The sequence below is a fragment of the Streptomyces sp. HM190 genome, assembly GCF_009857135.1.
Classification (GTDB): Bacteria; Actinomycetota; Actinomycetes; order Streptomycetales; family Streptomycetaceae; genus Streptomyces; species Streptomyces heilongjiangensis.
The window spans coordinates 6,749,143-6,765,442 of sequence record NZ_CP047318.1 but is presented as its reverse complement, the minus strand read 5'-3'; the positions used below and the strand labels follow the sequence as shown (position 1 = coordinate 6,765,442).

Below are 16,300 nucleotides of genomic sequence, written 5' to 3'. Positions count from 1 at the left end.
TGAGGCGTTCCCGGTCCTAGCGTGCAGGGCGACGCACCCGCACCACGCGCACGAAACCATCGGGAGAAACACATGTCCGACACGGTCGAACCGGTACGGCCGGTCCTGGAACCGGCTGCCGCCGCCTTCGCCGAGGCGACGGCCAACCGCCCCTTCCTCTTCGAACTGCCGCCCGCCGAGGGCCGCAAGGCGGTCGACGAGGTGCAGTCCGGCGAGATCGGGAAGCCGGAGATCGACGAGGAGTGGATCACCGTCTCGGGCGGCCCCACGGGCAGCGTCAGGGCACGGATCGTGAAGCCCGCCGGCGCCGAGGGCACCCTGCCGGTGATCCTCTACATCCACGGCGCCGGCTGGGTGTTCGGCAACGCCCACACCCACGACCGCCTGGTCCGCGAACTGGCCGTCGGCGCGGGCGCCGCCGTGGTCTTCCCGGAGTACGACCTCTCCCCCGAGGCCCGTTACCCCGTCGCCATCGAGCAGAACTACGCCGTCGCCAAGTGGGTCGTGGAGCAGGGCGCGTCGAAGGACCTGGACGGCACGCGGCTCGCGGTGGCCGGTGACTCGGTCGGCGGCAACATGACCGCCGCCCTGACCCTGATGGCCAAGGAGCGCGGGGACGTGCCCCTGGTCCAGCAGGTCCTCTTCTACCCAGTGACGGACGCGAACTTCGACAACAGCTCCTACCGCCGGTTCGCCGAGGGCTACTTCCTGCGCCGCGACGGCATGCAGTGGTTCTGGGACCAGTACACGACCGACGAGGCCGAGCGCGCCCAGATCACCGCGTCACCGCTGCGCGCCACCACCGAGCAGCTGAACGGGCTTCCCCCGGCGCTGGTCATCACCGGTGAGGCCGACGTGCTGCGCGACGAGGGCGAGGCGTACGCGAACAAGCTGCGCGAGGCGGGCGTCCCGGTCACCGCCGTCCGTTTCCAGGGCATCATCCACGACTTCGTGATGCTCAACGCGCTGCGCGGCACCCACGCCGCCGAGGCCGCGATCACGCTGGCCACCGGCACCCTGCGCACCGCGCTGCACGCCGGCTGACCGACCCGCACCGAGAGAGGACCCCTCATGTCCACCACACCCACCGTCCTGCTCGTGCACGGGGCCTTCGCCGACGCGTCCAGCTGGGCCGGCGTCGTCGAGGAGCTCCGGAGCCACGACGTCCCGGTCGTCGCCGTACCGAACCCGCTGCGCGGTCTGGCCTCCGACGCCGCGTACATCGCCTCCGCCGCCGCCCAGATCGACGGCCCGGTCGTCCTCGTCGGCCATTCCTACGGCGGTGCCCTGATCACCGTGGCGGGCGCGACCGAGAACGTCGTCGGCCTGGTCTACGTGGCCGCGTACGTCCCGGAGGAGGGGGAAAGCCTCGGCGAGCTGCAGGGGCGCTTCCCGCTGGCCCCGCTCGTCGCCAACCTGGTCGAGCGGACCTACCCGGTCGAGGGCGGGGAGCCCGCCGTCGAGGTCACCATCGCGCCGGACGCCTTCCCGGGCATCTTCGCCGCGGACGTCCCCGCCGAGACGACGCGGATCCTCGCGGTGTCGCAGCGTCCGCTGGCCACCGCCGCGTTCACCGAGGTCCCGCCGGTCGCCGCCTGGAAGACGCGGCCGTCCTGGGCCGTGGTCGCGGCGGCCGACGAGGCGATCAACCCCGAGGTCCAGCGTTTCGCCGCGAAGCGCGCGGGCGCCACGATCACCGAACTGGAGGGCGCCTCGCACGCGGTGGCCGTCTCCCGTCCGAAGGAAGTGGCGGCGGTCATCCGCGACGCGGTACGCCTGACCAGCTGAACGGCGCGTGCCCCGCTCCCCCGGTCGGGGGCGCGGGGCACACCTGCCTCCGGGCCCGGGACGTCACTCGCTCTCGGGCGCCAGCCGCAGCGAGATGCTGTTGATGCAGTACCGCTGATCCGTGGGGGTCGGATACCCCTCACCCTCGAACACGTGCCCGAGGTGCGAGCCGCACCGGGCGCAGCGGACCTCGGTGCGCACCATGCCGTACGACCGGTCCTCGATCAGTTCCACCGCGTCGCTGTCCTTCGGGTCGTAGAAGGACGGCCATCCGCAGTGCGACGCGAACTTGGTCTCGGAGGTGAACAGTTCCGCGCCACAGGCCCGGCACGAGTACACCCCCTTCGTCCTGGTGTCGGTGTACTCCCCGGTGAACGCCGGCTCCGTACCCGCCTGGCGCAGCACCGCGTACTCCGCCGGCGTCAGCTCCGCGCGCCACTGCTCGTCCGGCTTGTCGACGTCGTACGCCATCGGTCTCAGCCCCTCACTGCGAAAGACGGTCCAGGATCCTCGGGCCCAGGTCGGTCACGTCACCCGCGCCCATGGTGAGAACGAGATCACCGGGCCTCGCCATTCCCGCGACGACCGCGGGCGCCTGCGCCTTGTCGTGGACGGCCGTGACCTGGGCGCCGGCCGCGCGCGCGGCGTCGATGATCAGCTCGCTGGTGACGCCCGGGACCGGGTCCTCGCGGGCCGGGTAGATGTCGAGCACGACGGAGGCGTCGGCGAGGGCGAGCGACTGTCCCATCTCGGTGCCCAGCTCCTGCGTCCGGGAGAACAGGTGGGGCTGGAAGAGGACGAGGATGCGCGCGTCACCGGCGGCGGCCCGCATCGCCTCCAGGTCGGCCGTCATCTCGGTCGGGTGGTGCGCGTACGAGTCGATGACCTGCACCCCGCCGGCCTCGCCCTTCAGCTGCAACCGCCGCTTCACGCCGGTGTAGGCGGCCAGGGCGGGCGCCAGCTCCGCCGCCGGGACGCCCAGCGCGACGCCCGCGGCCAGGGCGGCGACCGCGTTGTGCGCGTAGTGCCGTCCGGGCACGGAGACCGTGAAGGTGATCTCCTGTCCGTCCAGCAGGACGGTGACCTCGCTCCTGAGCCCCTGGGGCACGACGGCGAGCACCCGGACGTCGGCGTCCTCGCGCTCGCCGTAGGTGACGACCCGCAGGCCCTCGACGCGGCGGGTCAGCTCCCGCGCGCCCTCGTGGTCGGCCGAGATCACCAGCGTGCCGCCGGGCACGACGCGGCCGGCGAACGTCTCGAAGGACGCGTAGATCTCGTCCATGGACGCGTAGTTGGCGTGGTGGTCCAGCTCCACGTTGAGGACGATCGCGACCTCGGGGGCGTACTTGTGGAAGCTGCGGTCGCTTTCGTCCGCCTCGGCCACGAAGATGTCGCCGTCGCCGTGCAGGGCGTTGGAGCCGGGCGCGTCGAGGTCGCCGCCGATCGCGTACGACGGGTTCAGGCCCAGCGCGGTCAGCGACACGGCCAGCATGGACGTGGTGGTGGTCTTGCCGTGGGTGCCGGCCACCGCGATCGGGCGCAGGCCGTCCATCAGCCGGGCGAGCGCGTCCGACCGGTGGACGACCGGGATGCCCAGGTCGGCGGCGCGGGCCAGCTCCGGGTTGTCCGCACGGATCGCCGACGACACCACCACGCACGTCGCGTCGTCGGCGAGGTGCTCCGCGGCGTGGCCGATGTGCACGGTCGCGCCCAGCGCGCGCAACGCCTGCGCCGTCTCCGACTCCTTGGCGTCGCTCCCGGCCACCTTGGCGCCGCGCTGGGCGAGGATCTTCGCGATCCCCGACATCCCGGCCCCGCCGATCCCGATGAAGTGCGGTCGGTCCATGGCGGTAGGAAGGCCGGGTGCCATGTGCGTTCTCCCAGTACTGGTACGGCGAAGGTTCAGGGCAACCCTATGCCCATACGCCCCCGGGATCGGCAGGGACCACCGGTCGCGGCTACGCGCGGCTGTGGGAGAACAGCTTCAGCACCGGGACCCCCACCTTGTGCCGCGCCCGGGAGGCCCAGTCGCGGTGGAAGAACTCCTCCACGTAGTGCGGATCGGTCAGCACCAGCACCTCGTCTGCCTCGACCTCCTCCACCAGCGCCTTCAGCGCGTCCAGCGGATGGTCCTCGATCAGCCGTCCCTCCGCCTCGCTGCCGGCCGCGCGCAGCGCCTGCAGGGACACCTCCAGCGCCCGCTCCCCCTCGTCGAGGGCCTGTTCCCCCTCCGGGGTCTCCCCCTCGCGCGCCGCCTCGTCCAGCTCGCCGAGCGCGAGGTCGTCGATGGCCCGCAGCAGCCGGTCGGCCTGGTTGCCCCGCGGCTGGAGCAGCACGTGGAAAGAGGCCGGCTCGTCGCCGTGCAGGGTGGTGACGAACTCCACGTCCGCAGACGTCAGAGCCTTCTCGATCATCAAAACGCTCGTGAACGACACCACAGGCGCCCTTCTTCCGGGAGGACCCCTCGGCCCTCGCTCCTCAGGGATCTAGTGTGCCCGGCGGGAACTAAACGGAACGACAGATTCCGCCCGTTCTCACGTACGACGGTAACGACCGAACAGGAACCCGGCCTCTTCCAGCAACGACACCAGTTCGAACCGCTCGGGCACCGCCATCGGGGGCCCTCCGGCGATGCGCTGGGCGTCCCCCGCCGTGAGCATCGGCGACACGGTCAGGCACAGCTCGTCCAGGACCCCGGCGGCGATCAGCTGTCCGAGGAGCCGCGGTCCGCCCTCGGTGAGCAGCCGGGTCAGCCCCAGGTCGGCGAGGGCCCGCACGGCGCGCGCGGGATCGACGCCCGCACCGTCCCCGGCGATCACCACCCGCGCGCCCGCCTTCTCGGCGGCGGCCACCCGGTCGGCCGGGGCGGCCGCGCCGGTGAGCAGGAGGGTCGGGGTGAGCGGCGAGGTGAACAGGGGGAGTGCGAAGTCGAGGTCCAGTCCGGCGCTGACCACCGCGACGGCCGGGGCCGGTGTCTGCCCGGCGGCCCGGCGGGCCTCGGCGAAGGCGTCCCGCGCGCGGGCCGGCCGGTACCCCTCCTGGCGTACCGTTTCAGCGCCGACGACCACCACGTCCGCGAGCCCCCGCAGGGTGCCGAAGATCCGCATGTCGGCGTCGCTGGAGATCGGCTGCGAACGTCCCTCGTGCTGGGCCGCCCCGTCCAGCGTGGAGACCATGTTGGCGCGCAGCCACGGCTCCCGCCCGCCCGGCCCCGGCGCGGGATAGGCGTAGGCCGCCGCCAGTTCCGCGAGGCTCCACTCCCGGTCGGCGGCCCCGGCGCCGGGCACCCGCGGGCCTGCCGCGTCCGCGCCTCCACCGGCCTCGTCCGGGGTCCGGGCCGCTGTCTCTTCGGTCACAGGGAACAGGCGTCGCATGCCGTGCAGTGTGGCACGGCCCTTAGACTCGGTAACCGTGTCGTCGTCCTCCGCCGCCGTGTCCGGTCTCGATCCCCTGACCGAGACGGCTCCGCTGTCCCTGTGCGCCCGCGAGCCCCACGTCCCCGCCGACCGGCTCGTCGCCGAGATGGTGCCGCCACCCCGCTTCGACTCGGTGCGCTTCGACACGTACATCCCGGACCCGAACCAGCCCAGCCAGACCGAGGCCGTCCAGGTCCTCAGCGGCTTCGCGGCGGGTCTCGGCGGCGCCCACGCCTCCGGCGCCGGCAGGCGTGGCCTCTTCGGCTTCGGCCGGGCGAAGGCCCCCAAGGTCCCGGCCGGCCCGCGCGGTGTCTACCTGGACGGCGGCTACGGCGTCGGCAAGACCCATCTGCTGGCCTCCCTGTGGCACGCGACCCCGGCCGAACCCGCGCTGAAGGCGTTCGGCACCTTCGTGGAGCTGACCAACCTGGTCGGCGCGCTCGGCTTCCAGAAGACGGTCCAGACCCTCTCCGGGCACCGGCTGCTGTGCATCGACGAGTTCGAGCTGGACGACCCGGGCGACACCGTCCTGGTGTCCACGCTGCTCGGCAAGCTGGTGGACGCGGGCGTCGCCCTGGCCGCCACGTCGAACACCCTGCCGGGCAAGCTCGGTGAGGGCCGGTTCGCGGCGGCCGACTTCCTGCGGGAGATCCAGGGCCTGTCCGCCCACTTCCGCGCCCAGCGCATCGACGGCGAGGACTACCGCCACCGCGGACTGCCCGAGGCGCCGCCGCCGTTCTCCGACGAGCAGGTCACGAAGGCGGCGTACGCCACCGAGGGCTCCTCCCTCGACGACTTCCCACATCTGCTGGAGCACCTCGCGCGGGTCCACCCCAGCCGGTACGGCGCCCTGACGGACGGTCTGAAGGCGGTCTGCCTGACCGACGTCCGGCCCGTCCCCGACCAGTCGACCGCCTTGCGGCTGGTGGTGCTCGCGGACCGGCTGTACGACCGCGAGATACCCGTGCTCGCCTCCGGCCTGCCCTTCGACCGGCTGTTCAGCGAGGAGATGCTGAACGGCGGCTACCGGAAGAAGTACTTCCGGGCCATCTCCCGCCTCACCGCCCTCGCCCGTGACGCCGGGCGACTCGCCGGGCACTGAGCCCTCAGCGGCACACCGACGCCCCCTGACCGGGAGCAACTCCCCCGGTCCGGGGGCTTTTCCGGCCATCCTGCCCGCGCTTTTCAGGCTCTCTTCAGCTCGAAACGTTAAGTTAACCCTGCAAACAACTTTGCAGGGTTAACGTGTTTCTTGACCAGCGGTTGACCATTGATTGACCAACTCGTTCAACTGCCGGCACCCGGGAGACAGGACGAACTGACCGTGGGGAGGCTGATGTTGCGAGGTGCGGCGCCCCGAACCGTCATCGCGGCCCTGGCCGCCGTCCTGCTCGCCCTGCAGTTCTTCACTCCCACCACTTCCTTCGCATCCGCGCACACCCTCGGTCACGTCAAGGCCAAAGCCACGCCCGGAAAGGCCCTCCCGGCCACACCGGTGCGTGACCCGGCCGCCACAGCCCGCGCATGCGGTCATTCCGAGGACCCGACCGGTCCTGTCCGCACCCGTGACCGGCACCGCGCCACCACCCACACCGCTTCCGGAGCGCCCGTACGCCCGTCGCAGGGGGAGAACCCGGCGGTCGTCAGCGAACCGGAACGGTCCTCGGCCCGGCACCACCGGCAGCCGAGATCCCGCACGGCCCCCACCCCGGCCGCTCTCCAGGTCTTCCGCTGCTGATCCGGCGGAGTGCGTTCCCCCCACATCTGTCGTGCAAGCCCGACGCGCCGCCGTGGCGCGCCAGGAGGAGTCACCACATCATGCAGCCCCTCATCGACAACGCCCGTACCTTCGGACAGCGCCCTGAGGAGTTCGCCAGGCTGGCCGAGGGCCAGTCCCCCGAGGTCCTGTTCATCACCTGCTCCGACTCGCGGGTCGTCCCGGCCCTGATCACGGGCGCCCGCCCCGGCGAGCTCTTCGAACTGCGGACCGCCGGCAACATCGTCCCCCCGTACGCCCCCGACCGCCCCACCGGTGAGACGGCCACCATCGAGTACGCCGTGGAAGTGCTCGGCGTCAGCGACATCGTGGTCTGCGGCCACTCGCACTGCGGTGCCGTCGGCGCGCTGGTGCGCGGCGACGACCTCGACGCCGTACCCGCCGTACGCGACTGGCTCGCGCACGCCACCCCGCGCCCCCAGGGCACGGTCGAGGACCCCACCGTCGCCGACGGCGTGCAGAACCACGTCCTCAGCCAGCTGCTGCGGCTGCGTTCCTACCCCTGCGTGGAGAAGCGCCTCGCCGACGGCCGGCTGCGGCTGCGCGGCTGGTACTACGAGGTCCACACCGGAGCCGTGCGCGAACACCGCGCGGACACCGACACGTTCGAGACCCTGTGAGCGGCGGGCCGGTGTCCTCGATGAACTCCCCCACCTCCCCCACGTCCAAGTTCCCCCACATACGCCAGGACTTCGGCGCCTCGCTGGTCGTGTTCCTGGTCGCCCTGCCGCTGTGCGTGGGCGTGGCCGTCGCCTCCGGGGTGCCGGCCGAACTCGGCCTGATCACCGGCATCGTGGGCGGCATCGTCGCCGGTCTGATGCCCGGCAGCAGCCTGCAGGTCTCCGGCCCGGCGGCCGGGCTGACCGTGCTGGTCTTCGAGGCGGTGCGCCAGTTCGGCCTTCCGGCGCTCGGCGTGATCGTGCTCGCCGCCGGTCTGCTCCAGCTCGTCATGGGCGCGCTGAAGCTGGGCCGCTGGTTCCGCGCGATCTCCGTGTCCGTGGTCGAGGGCATGCTGGCCGGTATCGGACTCGTGATCATCGCCGGCCAGCTGTACGCGGCGGCGGGCCTGGAGGCCCCGGCCTCCGGGCTCGACAAGATCGCGGGGCTGCCCGGCGCCTTCGTGGAGGCCGTGGGCAGCGCCGCCGCGCTCGCCTCCCTGGCGCTCGGCGCGGGCACCGTCGCCGTGATGGTGCTGTGGAAACGGCTGCCGAAGAAGGTCCAGGTCGTGCCGGGCGCGCTCGCCGCGGTCGTGCTCGCCACCGTCGCCGCCCTGGCCTTCGGCCTGCCGGTCGCCAAGGTCGAGGTGAAGGGCCTGCTGGACTCCGTCCAGCCGCCCGGTCTGGACGCCTTCGGCGGACTGGCCGACGTGGCGCTGATCGGTACGATCCTCGCCTTCACGCTGATCGCGTCCGCCGAGAGCCTGTTCAGCGCGGCGGCGGTGGACCGGCTGCACGACGGGCCGCGCACCCAGTACGACAAAGAGCTGATGGCCCAGGGCGCCGGCAACACGGTGTGCGGGCTGCTGGGCGCGCTGCCGATGACCGCGGTCATCGTGCGCAGCTCCGCCAATGTGCACGCCGGGGCGCGGACCAAGGCGTCCCGTGTCCTGCACGGTGTGTGGCTGCTGCTGTTCGCCGCGCTGCTGCCGGGGGCCCTCGCGCTGATACCCCTGCCGGCCCTGGCCGGCATCCTCGTCCACGCGGGCTGGAAGCTGATCCCGTTCCGCGCGGTCGTCTCGCTGTGGCGCGGCCACCGCGGCGAGGCGCTGATCCTGGTGACGACCGCCGTGTCGATCGTCGCGGTGAACATGTTCGAGGGCGTCCTCATCGGTCTGGCCCTCGCGGTCGTCAAGACGGCCTGGGAGGCCTCGCACATCAAGCTGGAGGTCATCGACAAGGGCTCCGGCCCCGTCCAGGCCTACCTCTCCGGCAACGCCACCTTCCTGCGGCTGCCGAAGATCCTCGACAGCCTGGAGTCCCTGCCCCAGGACCGTCCCGTCGAGCTTCACCTCTCCGGTCTGCTCCACCTCGACCACGCCTGCCGCACCGCCCTGGAGAACTGGGCGGAACGTCACAGCGCGACCGGCACCGAGCCGGTGCGGATGACGGGCCCGGAGCCGGAGAAGGTCCCCTCGGCGACAGCCTGACCCCGTACGGCCCCACCAGGCGGGCGGCGGCCCGCAGGCCCGCCCCCGTCCCGGCGCCCCGGTCCTCGCGACCGGGGCGCCACCCGTGCCCCACCGGTGCCCCACCGGTGATCCACAGGTGGGGCACGGATGGATCACCCGCGGTCGGGCCGTGCTCGGGCCCCCCGCGGAAGGGCATTCGCCGAAGTCCCCGCCCGAGGCATATCGTGGTATTCACAACGATTTACGACGACTTCGCGGATACGCGGCGACCGAGAGTGACCGGGGGCGGTCGTCACGGTCGGCTCGAAGGGGCGGTCGTCATGGGCGAAGCACTCATCGCGGCAGCCGCGGTTCTCGCCGCCGGCGGCGCCGTCTATCTCGCGGCGGCGGCCCGCGTCATCAAGCAGTACGAACGCGGCGTCGTCTTCCGCCTCGGCCGTCTGCTCGGCGCGACCAGACAGCCCGGACTCACCATGGTCGTCCCCGTGGTCGACCGTATCCGCAAGGTGAACATGCAGATCGTGACGATGCCGGTGCCGGCCCAGGAGGGCATCACCCGCGACAACGTGACGGTCCGCGTGGACGCGGTCGTGTACTTCAAGGTCGTCGACCCGGCCGGCGCGGTCGTGCAGGTCGAGGACTACCGTTTCGCCGTCTCCCAGATGGCGCAGACCTCCCTGCGCTCGATCATCGGCAAGAGCGACCTCGACGACCTCCTCTCCAACCGGGAGAAGCTCAACCAGGGGCTGGAGCTGATGATCGACAGCCCGGCCGTGGAGTGGGGCGTCACCATCGACCGCGTCGAGATCAAGGACGTCTCCCTCCCCGACACGATGAAGCGCTCCATGGCCCGCCAGGCCGAGGCGGACCGCGAACGCCGGGCCCGCATCATCAACGCGGACGCCGAACTGCAGGCGTCGAAGAAGCTGGCGGAGGCGGCGAAGCAGATGGCCGAGACGCCCTCCGCGCTCCAGCTGCGCCTGCTCCAGACGGTGATGGCGGTGGCCGCGGAGAAGAACTCGACCCTGGTCCTCCCCATCCCGGTGGAGCTCCTGCGCTTCCTGGAACGGGGCCGGTCGGAGCAGGAGAGCGCCCCCGAACCGCGGCCCCACCGGGACCCGAACCCCCCGGTCGAGGACCCGGCCGCCCCCGCCCCCCGCGCGGATCTCGCGGACCCGGACGGTGCGGCGCCCCCCGCGCAGATCCCGGACCCGTTCGGCTCGGCCTCCCCCGCCGGGCTTGCGGACACACCTGGATCAGCCGTCCCGCCCGGGCTTGACGACCTCTCCGGTCCGGGGGCCGTGCTTCCGCCCCACCGGACCCCGGACGCCCCACCGGTCGCCCCGCCCTTCCCACCCGTCACGCCCGACAACCCCACGCCGACCGAGTGATACCTACGGAACACCTTCTCCGGGCGTGGTTCACGCGGCCGTACCCCCGTGATACACACAGGCGGGTCACGTCCTGTCCGCCAACAGGAAGGTTGTCCCGTGTCAGTGACTCGACGTCAGGCCCTGGCCCGTACCGGTGCCCTGGGAGCGGGCATCGCGTTCACCGGAGCCCTGTCCGAACTCTTCGCCGGCACAGCGGCCGCGCAGAGCGACCTCGGCCACAGCGGCTACGGCCCGCTGATCCCCGACCCGAACGGCCTGCTCGACCTGCCGAAAGGTTTCCGTTACCGGGTCCTCTCCCGCGAGGGCGACCAGCTCCGCTCCGGTGAGGGCCGCGTGCCCAGCAATCACGACGGCATGTCCGCCTTCGCCGGAAGACACGGCCGCGTCCACCTGGTCCGCAACCACGAGAACCGCGCCACCGGGCGTATCCCCGTCCCCACGGTCGAGGGCCTCACCTACGACCCTGCGGGCAAGGGCGGCTGTACGGCCCTGACGCTGGACGCCCGCGGTGACGTGCTGGCCGAACGCGTCGCCATCGCCGGTACCGCCGTCAACTGCGCGGGCGGCCCCACTCCGTGGGGCACCTGGCTGACCTGCGAGGAGACCGAGGACAAGGCCGGCACCAACGGCTACACCAAGGACCACGGCTTCATCTTCGAGGTCGACCCGGTCGATCCGCACCGCTCCGGTGCCGTCCCGCTCACGGCGATGGGCCGCTTCCAGCACGAGGCGATCGCCGTCGACCCGAGGCGCGGCGTCGTCTACGAGACGGAGGACGCCTTCGAGCGGCCCTTCGGCCTCTTCTACCGCTTCCTCCCCGAGCGGCCCAAGGGCGGCCCGGGTTCCCTGCGCGCGGGCGGCCGCCTGCAGGCGATGCGGGTGCCCGGGGTCCCCGACCTGTCCTCCATCCAGGAGACGGGCGCCCGCTTCGAGAAGATCGAATGGGTGGACGTCCCGGACCCGCTGGCCACCACGACGGCCATCCGCCACCAGGACTTCGGCCCCCGCGGCATCACCCACGCCCAGAAGCTGGAGGGCTGCTACTGGGGCGGCCGCTGCGTCTACTTCGTCTCGTCCTTCGCCCGCAGCTCGGACGGCTCCGCCGCCGACCACTACGGCCAGATCTGGCGCTACGACCCCGACGACCGCACCCTCACCCTGGTGATCGTCTTCGGCCCCGACACCGACGTCCAGCTGCCCGGCGAGTCCCCCGACAACATCTGCCTCGCACCCAGCGGCGGCCTCATGGTCTGCGAGGACGGCAACGGCGCCCAGCACGTGTACGGCGTCACCCGCCGCGGCGACGTCTACGCCATGGCCCGCAACGCCCAGAACATCGGCACGCCCGGCGAACCCGAGTGGGGCGAGTTCGCGGGCGTCACGTTCTCGCCCGACGGGCGCACGATGTACGTCAACTGCTACACGCCGGGCACGACGTTCGCGGTGACGGGGCCGTGGCGCCGTACGTGAGGTGACGGATCGCGTCCGACCCGGCCGGTCGGAAGAGGGGGCGGGCACCTGCGGGCGCCCGCCCCCTCTCGTGCGTCCCCCGCACCCCCGGCTTCCGCCGCGCCCCGGCCTCCGCCGCGGTCGGCCAGGCGGGTGACTTCGGGGGTGGAATCCGGGCGGACGAGCTGGTGATCGGATGAACGGGGAGCGCGAGACGTCTACGTTCGTCCCGTGATCGTTCCTGTACGGATTGTCAGGGCACTCTGCGCGCTCGGGGCGCTCGGAATCGCCCTGACCGCCTGCGGTGGGCCGCGGGCCTCGTCCCGCGTGGTCACCGCCACCGCCACGGGGACGCCCCCGCACCCGGTCGTGGCGTCCCGGCCCCCCACGCTCGCTCCCGGACCGGCCGGCCTCGCGCCGGTCTTCGAGCACGGGCCGCGGGACCGGGGCGAGAAGACGGTCGCGCTCACCTTCGACGCCGACCTGACCGAGGAGCAGGGGGCACGGGCCGCCGCGGGCGAGCGGTTCGACAACCCGCGGCTCATCGCGACACTCCGCCGGCTGAAGGTGCCGGCGACCGTGTTCATGACGGGGCGCTGGGCCGAGGAGTACCCGATCCAGGCCCGCTCGATCGGACGGGACCCACTCTTCGAGGTGGCGAACCACTCGTACGGCCACCGGGCGTTCAGTGCCGGCTGCCGCGGCCTGCCCACCCTGGCGGCGGACCGGGTCGCGGCCGACGTCGAGCGGGCCTACACCGCGTTCCGCGCGGCCGGGGTGGCGGACCCGATGCCGTACTTCCGCTTCCCGGGCGGCTGCTACGACCGCCGCGCGCTGCGCGCACTCAGCGCGTCCGGCGTCACGGCCGTGCAGTGGGACGTCGCCGGCGGGGACACGGCGGCCACGGATCCGGCGGCGGTCGCCCGGGAGGTGCTGGAGCGCGTGCGGCCCGGTTCCGTCGTCGTCCTGCACTGCGTGAGGAGTACGGCACCCGTCACGGAGCGGGCGGTGCGGATGATCGTGCCCGCGCTGCGGGAGCGCGGGTTCCGGCTCGTGAAGGTGTCGGAACTGGTCGGGGCGACCGCCGCCACCACGCCATGAGCCCCGCGCGCGGGGCGCTCCCTGCCCGTCGTCCTACGCTGGACACATGAGCGACTACTGCGGCACCGGGACGACCCCCACGGGTGCGTCTCCGGCCCCGGCCTCCGCGTCGGCCCCGGTGACGGCGGGGCAGGCCCCCGTCGCCGCCGGTCCGCCCTTCGCCGCCTGTGTCCTGTGCCAGGAACCGACCGGGTATCCCGAGTCCCACCGGGGGATCACCCTGTGCCCCGTGTGCGAGTGGCGCGAGGCGGAGCGCACGGCCTGCTCGGGCTGACGGGTGACGTCCGGCCAGGGCGCGCGCCGTGTCGTCAGCACGCACGCCGGCGCCGTCCCGGCCGCCGCGCACAGGGCCCTCGAACGGGGCCGCACCCCGCGCCCGCCCCGGTCCCCCTCTCCCTCGCCCCCGCCCCCCGCGGGCGGCCGGAGCGGGGCGGCCGCTGGCAGACTGGGGGGCGTGACCACCAGCGACCCGGCCTCCACCCCCGCTCCCCTGCCCACCCCCGTCCCTTCGCCCGCCCCTGTCCCGGACGTCCCCGTCCCGGCTGCCGCCCTCGACCCGGCCTCCCTCCCCCTGCCGGTCCACGCCCCGGCGTCGGCGCAGGCGCCGGATGCCGCCGCGCCTCCCGCCCCCGGAGAGGACCGGGGCAGCGGTCCGGCGGCCCCGCGGCCGGACGTACCGGTGGCGCAGGACAGTCCCTTCCGGGACGAGCGGACCGCCCGGGACGAGGCGCCGCAGTTCGTGCTGCCGCTGGTCGTACGGATCGAACGGGCGGAGCCGCCGGCGCGCACGGACGCGCTGGAGACGGCCGCGCGTGCCGTGCTGGTGATGCTGAGCGACGAGCGGTCGGTCGGGGCGGGAGAGTGGGCCGAGGCGATGCGGAACTGGCAGGACGCCCGGATCCGCAAGGTGGTCCGGCGGGCGCGCGGAGCGGAGTGGCGGCGGGCCGGGGCCCTGCCCGGGATCACGGTGACGGGCAAGGCGGCGGAGGTGCGGGTCTTCCCGCCCGTGCCGCTGGACGGCTGGCCCAAGGAGCTGGCCCGTCTGCAGGTGTCCGGCACGGACCTCGACGACCCGGAGCCGCCGGCCGACACCGATCCCGCGCTCCCGGTGCTCTGGCTGAACCCCGAGGTCGAGATGTCGGCGGGCAAGGCCATGGCGCAGGCGGGCCACGGTGCCCAACTGGCCTGGTGGGACCTCTCCGACGAGGACCGCGCCGCCTGGCGGGAGGCCGGGTTCCCGCTCGCCGTCCGCACCGCCGACCCCGCCCGCTGGCACGCGCTCACCACCTCGGGGCTCCCCCTGGTCCGCGACGCGGGCTTCACGGAGATCGCCCCGGGTTCCTGCACGGTGGTCGCGGACCACCCGGCGCTGCGCGACTGACCCCGGGCCACGCCCGCCCACCGTGGGACCGCGCCACCGGCCCGGCGCCGTTTCCGCGTGCGCGCAGGACTTTTCGGTGACTGTGGGCCGCCGTTGAACAGGCTGACGATCGCGTACGTATCTCCCGGCACTGGCCAAGCAACTGCCCCAACGACCAGTTGGCATTACCCGGGAGGCTCATTTTGCGGCGTATCAATGGCTCGGTCATCGCCAGCCTGGCGCTCGTCGTCACCGTCGGAGCGCTTGCGTTCCCCGTCTGGTCCTACGCCGACCGCTCGGGCACTGCTCAGGCCAACATGGCGGCGGGCACGGTCAACACCCAGTGGGGGCCGCTGACGGCCGCCGACCGTGACCTGATCGTCAGGGTGCGGCTCGCGGGACTGTGGGAGCTGCCGGCCGCCGAGCAGGCGATGCAGCGGTCGAAGAGTCCGGCCGTCAAGGAGGCCGCGGACCATCTGATCGTGGGTCACAAGGACCTCGACCAGCGGGTGCGGGCCGTGGCGGAGCAGCTGAACGTCGAACTGCCGAACCAGCCCAACGCCCAGCAGCAGGGCTTCCTGCAGCAGATGACCAACGCCACCGACGACCAGTACGACCGCGTCTGGGCCAACCTGCTGCGCTCGGCCCACGGCAAGATCTTCCCGGCCATCGGCACCGTGCGGAACATGACCGAGAACACGCTGGTGCGCCAACTGGCCTCGGACACCAACCAGACCGTGCTCGACCACATCACGATGCTGGAGAAGACCGGCCAGGTCGACTTCGACGCCATCGCCAACGGCACGATCTGACACCGCCCGCCGCGGTACGCCCGTGCACGTGGCCGTCGGCCCGCCGCTCGGACGGCGCGGCCCGGACGGTCCCACCCCCACTCCACGCCCAGCAAGACTTCAGTCCCCAACGACCAGTTGGTTTCCTCCGGGAGGCACCTTTGCGACGCTCCAAGGGCTCTGTCCTCGTCGCCGTGGCGATCGTCGGCACAGTCAGTGCGGTCGCCTACCCCGTGTTCTACTCGTACCCCAACCGCAACGCGGCGGCCGCCGCGGCCGTGCCCACCGGTGACACGGTGACCACGCAGTGGGGACCGCTCACCCCCTCCGACCGCGACCTCATCATCCGGGTGCGGCTCGCGGGACTGTGGGAGCTGCCGGCCGGCCAGCAGGCCCTGGAGCGCAGCGGCAGCAAGTCCGTCAGGGAGGCCGCGGACCACCTGATCAAGGGCCACACCGACCTGGACAAGCGGTCCCGGATCATCGCGGCCAAGCTGGGGGTCGAGCTGCCGAACCAGCCCAACGCCCAGCAGCAGGGCTGGCTGGACGAGATGACCGCCGCCAAGACCGAGGCCGAGTACAACAAGACGTGGGCGAACCTGCTGCGGGCCGCGCACGGCAAGATCTTCCCGGCCATCGCCTCCGTGCGGAACAGCACCCGCAACACCCTGGTCCGCCAGCTGGCCTCCGACGCCAACCAGACCGTGCTCGACCACATCACGATCCTGGAGGCGACCGGGGAGATCGACTTCGCCCAGATCGCCGACAACTCGGTCAGCGGTACGGCGAGCCCGACCGGCCCGCCGCCGCCGGTGCCGGGGCAGATCGTGCAGCCCGCGCCCGCCGCGGAGCCGTCGACCAACCCGGATGTGAAGTCGACCCCGTCGCCGACCACGCCGGGCCTCGTCCCCACCGGTCGGCCCGACCCGGAGGAGCTGAACAAGGACCAGGGCGAACCGCAGGTCCAGTAGTCCGGCGAAAGCTCAAATGTTGCTCTGAAGGTCCCCTTCTCGGGGTTCGGCTGCGAGCGACGGGGCCATGACTCCGTCACGCCGGAACACAGGTCCGCCGTGAGGAGACGAACACAGGGTCTGGG

At 72.7% G+C, this 16,300-nt stretch carries 17 protein-coding genes; 13 read left to right on the top strand and 4 right to left on the bottom strand.

All coding sequences use genetic code 11. From position 1 onward, the window contains the following. Nucleotides 1-72 precede the first annotated feature (72 nt). Together GSY65_RS28965 and GSY65_RS28960 are read left to right on the top strand one after the other, a co-directional pair. Entirely contained in the window at nucleotides 73-1,044 is a 972-nt protein-coding gene (locus GSY65_RS28965) for an alpha/beta hydrolase (RefSeq protein WP_159774157.1), read from the top strand. A 27-nt stretch (nucleotides 1,045-1,071) separates the two neighbouring features. Then, nucleotides 1,072-1,788, top strand: coding sequence for an alpha/beta fold hydrolase (locus GSY65_RS28960; protein WP_159774155.1), 717 nt, complete (start codon nucleotides 1,072-1,074; stop codon nucleotides 1,786-1,788). 63 nt (nucleotides 1,789-1,851) lie between these two features. Here GSY65_RS28960 and msrB read toward each other — a convergent pair whose 3' ends face one another. The 4 genes from msrB to GSY65_RS28940 form a co-directional block, all read right to left on the bottom strand. Further along, on the bottom strand, nucleotides 1,852-2,259 hold the full coding sequence (gene msrB / locus GSY65_RS28955; protein ID WP_159774153.1) for a peptide-methionine (R)-S-oxide reductase MsrB: 408 nt from the start codon (nucleotides 2,257-2,259) through the stop codon (nucleotides 1,852-1,854). Nucleotides 2,260-2,272: 13 nt separating this feature from the next. Beyond that, nucleotides 2,273-3,658: a UDP-N-acetylmuramate--L-alanine ligase gene (gene murC, locus GSY65_RS28950; RefSeq protein ID WP_159774151.1), complete on the bottom strand. Its 1,386-nt coding sequence runs from the start codon at nucleotides 3,656-3,658 to the stop codon at nucleotides 2,273-2,275. Between the two features lie 88 nt (nucleotides 3,659-3,746). Further along, on the bottom strand, nucleotides 3,747-4,202 hold the full coding sequence (locus GSY65_RS28945) for an indole-3-glycerol phosphate synthase (protein WP_159776489.1): 456 nt from the start codon (nucleotides 4,200-4,202) through the stop codon (nucleotides 3,747-3,749). Between the two features lie 120 nt (nucleotides 4,203-4,322). Beyond that, a complete protein-coding gene (locus GSY65_RS28940) occupies nucleotides 4,323-5,162 on the bottom strand; it encodes a pyrimidine reductase family protein (RefSeq protein ID WP_159774149.1) in 840 nt (279 codons plus the stop codon). On the opposite strand from GSY65_RS28940, the gene zapE reads away from it, so the two are divergent. From zapE to GSY65_RS28885, 11 genes are all read left to right on the top strand, one after another. After that, nucleotides 5,161-6,306 carry a cell division protein ZapE gene (gene zapE, locus GSY65_RS28935; RefSeq protein WP_201452703.1) on the top strand — a complete coding sequence of 382 codons (1,146 nt, stop codon included), beginning with the start codon at nucleotides 5,161-5,163 and terminating at the stop codon, nucleotides 6,304-6,306. The genes GSY65_RS28940 and zapE overlap by 2 nt on opposite strands. Nucleotides 6,307-6,540: 234 nt before the next feature. After that, entirely contained in the window at nucleotides 6,541-6,942 is a 402-nt protein-coding gene (locus GSY65_RS28930) for a hypothetical protein (RefSeq protein ID WP_201452702.1), read from the top strand. 80 nt (nucleotides 6,943-7,022) lie between these two features. Next, entirely contained in the window at nucleotides 7,023-7,601 is a 579-nt protein-coding gene (locus GSY65_RS28925) for a carbonic anhydrase (protein WP_159774147.1), read from the top strand. Nucleotides 7,602-7,621: 20 nt separating this feature from the next. Next, nucleotides 7,622-9,127, top strand: a complete 1,506-nt coding sequence (locus GSY65_RS28920) for a SulP family inorganic anion transporter (RefSeq protein WP_159774145.1) — start codon at nucleotides 7,622-7,624, stop codon at nucleotides 9,125-9,127. A gap of 302 nt (nucleotides 9,128-9,429) precedes the next feature. Continuing rightward, nucleotides 9,430-10,500 carry a slipin family protein gene (locus GSY65_RS28915; RefSeq protein ID WP_159774143.1) on the top strand — a complete coding sequence of 357 codons (1,071 nt, stop codon included), beginning with the start codon at nucleotides 9,430-9,432 and terminating at the stop codon, nucleotides 10,498-10,500. Between the two features lie 105 nt (nucleotides 10,501-10,605). Then, nucleotides 10,606-11,973 (top strand): PhoX family protein, encoded by a 1,368-nt coding sequence (locus tag GSY65_RS28910; RefSeq protein WP_159774141.1) that lies wholly within the window; start codon nucleotides 10,606-10,608, stop codon nucleotides 11,971-11,973. 210 nt (nucleotides 11,974-12,183) lie between these two features. After that, nucleotides 12,184-13,053 carry a polysaccharide deacetylase family protein gene (locus tag GSY65_RS28905; RefSeq protein ID WP_159774139.1) on the top strand — a complete coding sequence of 290 codons (870 nt, stop codon included), beginning with the start codon at nucleotides 12,184-12,186 and terminating at the stop codon, nucleotides 13,051-13,053. Between the two features lie 46 nt (nucleotides 13,054-13,099). Continuing rightward, the gene (locus GSY65_RS28900) at nucleotides 13,100-13,327 is read left to right on the top strand and encodes a hypothetical protein (RefSeq protein WP_159774137.1); all 228 of its coding nucleotides are present in this window, start codon (nucleotides 13,100-13,102) and stop codon (nucleotides 13,325-13,327) included. A gap of 405 nt (nucleotides 13,328-13,732) precedes the next feature. Then, nucleotides 13,733-14,434, top strand: coding sequence for a peptidyl-tRNA hydrolase (locus tag GSY65_RS28895; RefSeq protein WP_159776483.1), 702 nt, complete (start codon nucleotides 13,733-13,735; stop codon nucleotides 14,432-14,434). A 182-nt stretch (nucleotides 14,435-14,616) separates the two neighbouring features. Further along, the gene (locus tag GSY65_RS28890; RefSeq protein WP_159774135.1) at nucleotides 14,617-15,225 is read left to right on the top strand and encodes a DUF4142 domain-containing protein; all 609 of its coding nucleotides are present in this window, start codon (nucleotides 14,617-14,619) and stop codon (nucleotides 15,223-15,225) included. Nucleotides 15,226-15,365: 140 nt separating this feature from the next. Next, nucleotides 15,366-16,175, top strand: coding sequence for a DUF4142 domain-containing protein (locus GSY65_RS28885; protein ID WP_159774133.1), 810 nt, complete (start codon nucleotides 15,366-15,368; stop codon nucleotides 16,173-16,175). The last annotated feature ends 125 nt before the right edge of the window (nucleotides 16,176-16,300 follow it).

What these genes read in the sequence shown, in the direction of transcription:
- GSY65_RS28965 (WP_159774157.1), top strand. Translation starts at nt 73, where the DNA reads ATGTCCGACACGGTCGAACCGGTACGGCCGGTCCTGGAACCGGCTGCC.
- GSY65_RS28960 (WP_159774155.1), top strand. Translation starts at nt 1,072, where the DNA reads ATGTCCACCACACCCACCGTCCTGCTCGTGCACGGGGCCTTCGCCGAC.
- msrB (WP_159774153.1), bottom strand. Translation starts at nt 2,259, where the DNA reads ATGGCGTACGACGTCGACAAGCCGGACGAGCAGTGGCGCGCGGAGCTG.
- murC (WP_159774151.1), bottom strand. Translation starts at nt 3,658, where the DNA reads ATGGCACCCGGCCTTCCTACCGCCATGGACCGACCGCACTTCATCGGG.
- GSY65_RS28945 (WP_159776489.1), bottom strand. Translation starts at nt 4,202, where the DNA reads ATGATCGAGAAGGCTCTGACGTCTGCGGACGTGGAGTTCGTCACCACC.
- zapE (WP_201452703.1), top strand. Translation starts at nt 5,161, where the DNA reads ATGCCGTGCAGTGTGGCACGGCCCTTAGACTCGGTAACCGTGTCGTCG.
- GSY65_RS28940 (WP_159774149.1), bottom strand. Translation starts at nt 5,162, where the DNA reads ATGCGACGCCTGTTCCCTGTGACCGAAGAGACAGCGGCCCGGACCCCG.
- GSY65_RS28930 (WP_201452702.1), top strand. Translation starts at nt 6,541, where the DNA reads ATGTTGCGAGGTGCGGCGCCCCGAACCGTCATCGCGGCCCTGGCCGCC.
- GSY65_RS28925 (WP_159774147.1), top strand. Translation starts at nt 7,023, where the DNA reads ATGCAGCCCCTCATCGACAACGCCCGTACCTTCGGACAGCGCCCTGAG.
- GSY65_RS28920 (WP_159774145.1), top strand. Translation starts at nt 7,622, where the DNA reads ATGAACTCCCCCACCTCCCCCACGTCCAAGTTCCCCCACATACGCCAG.
- GSY65_RS28915 (WP_159774143.1), top strand. Translation starts at nt 9,430, where the DNA reads ATGGGCGAAGCACTCATCGCGGCAGCCGCGGTTCTCGCCGCCGGCGGC.
- GSY65_RS28900 (WP_159774137.1), top strand. Translation starts at nt 13,100, where the DNA reads ATGAGCGACTACTGCGGCACCGGGACGACCCCCACGGGTGCGTCTCCG.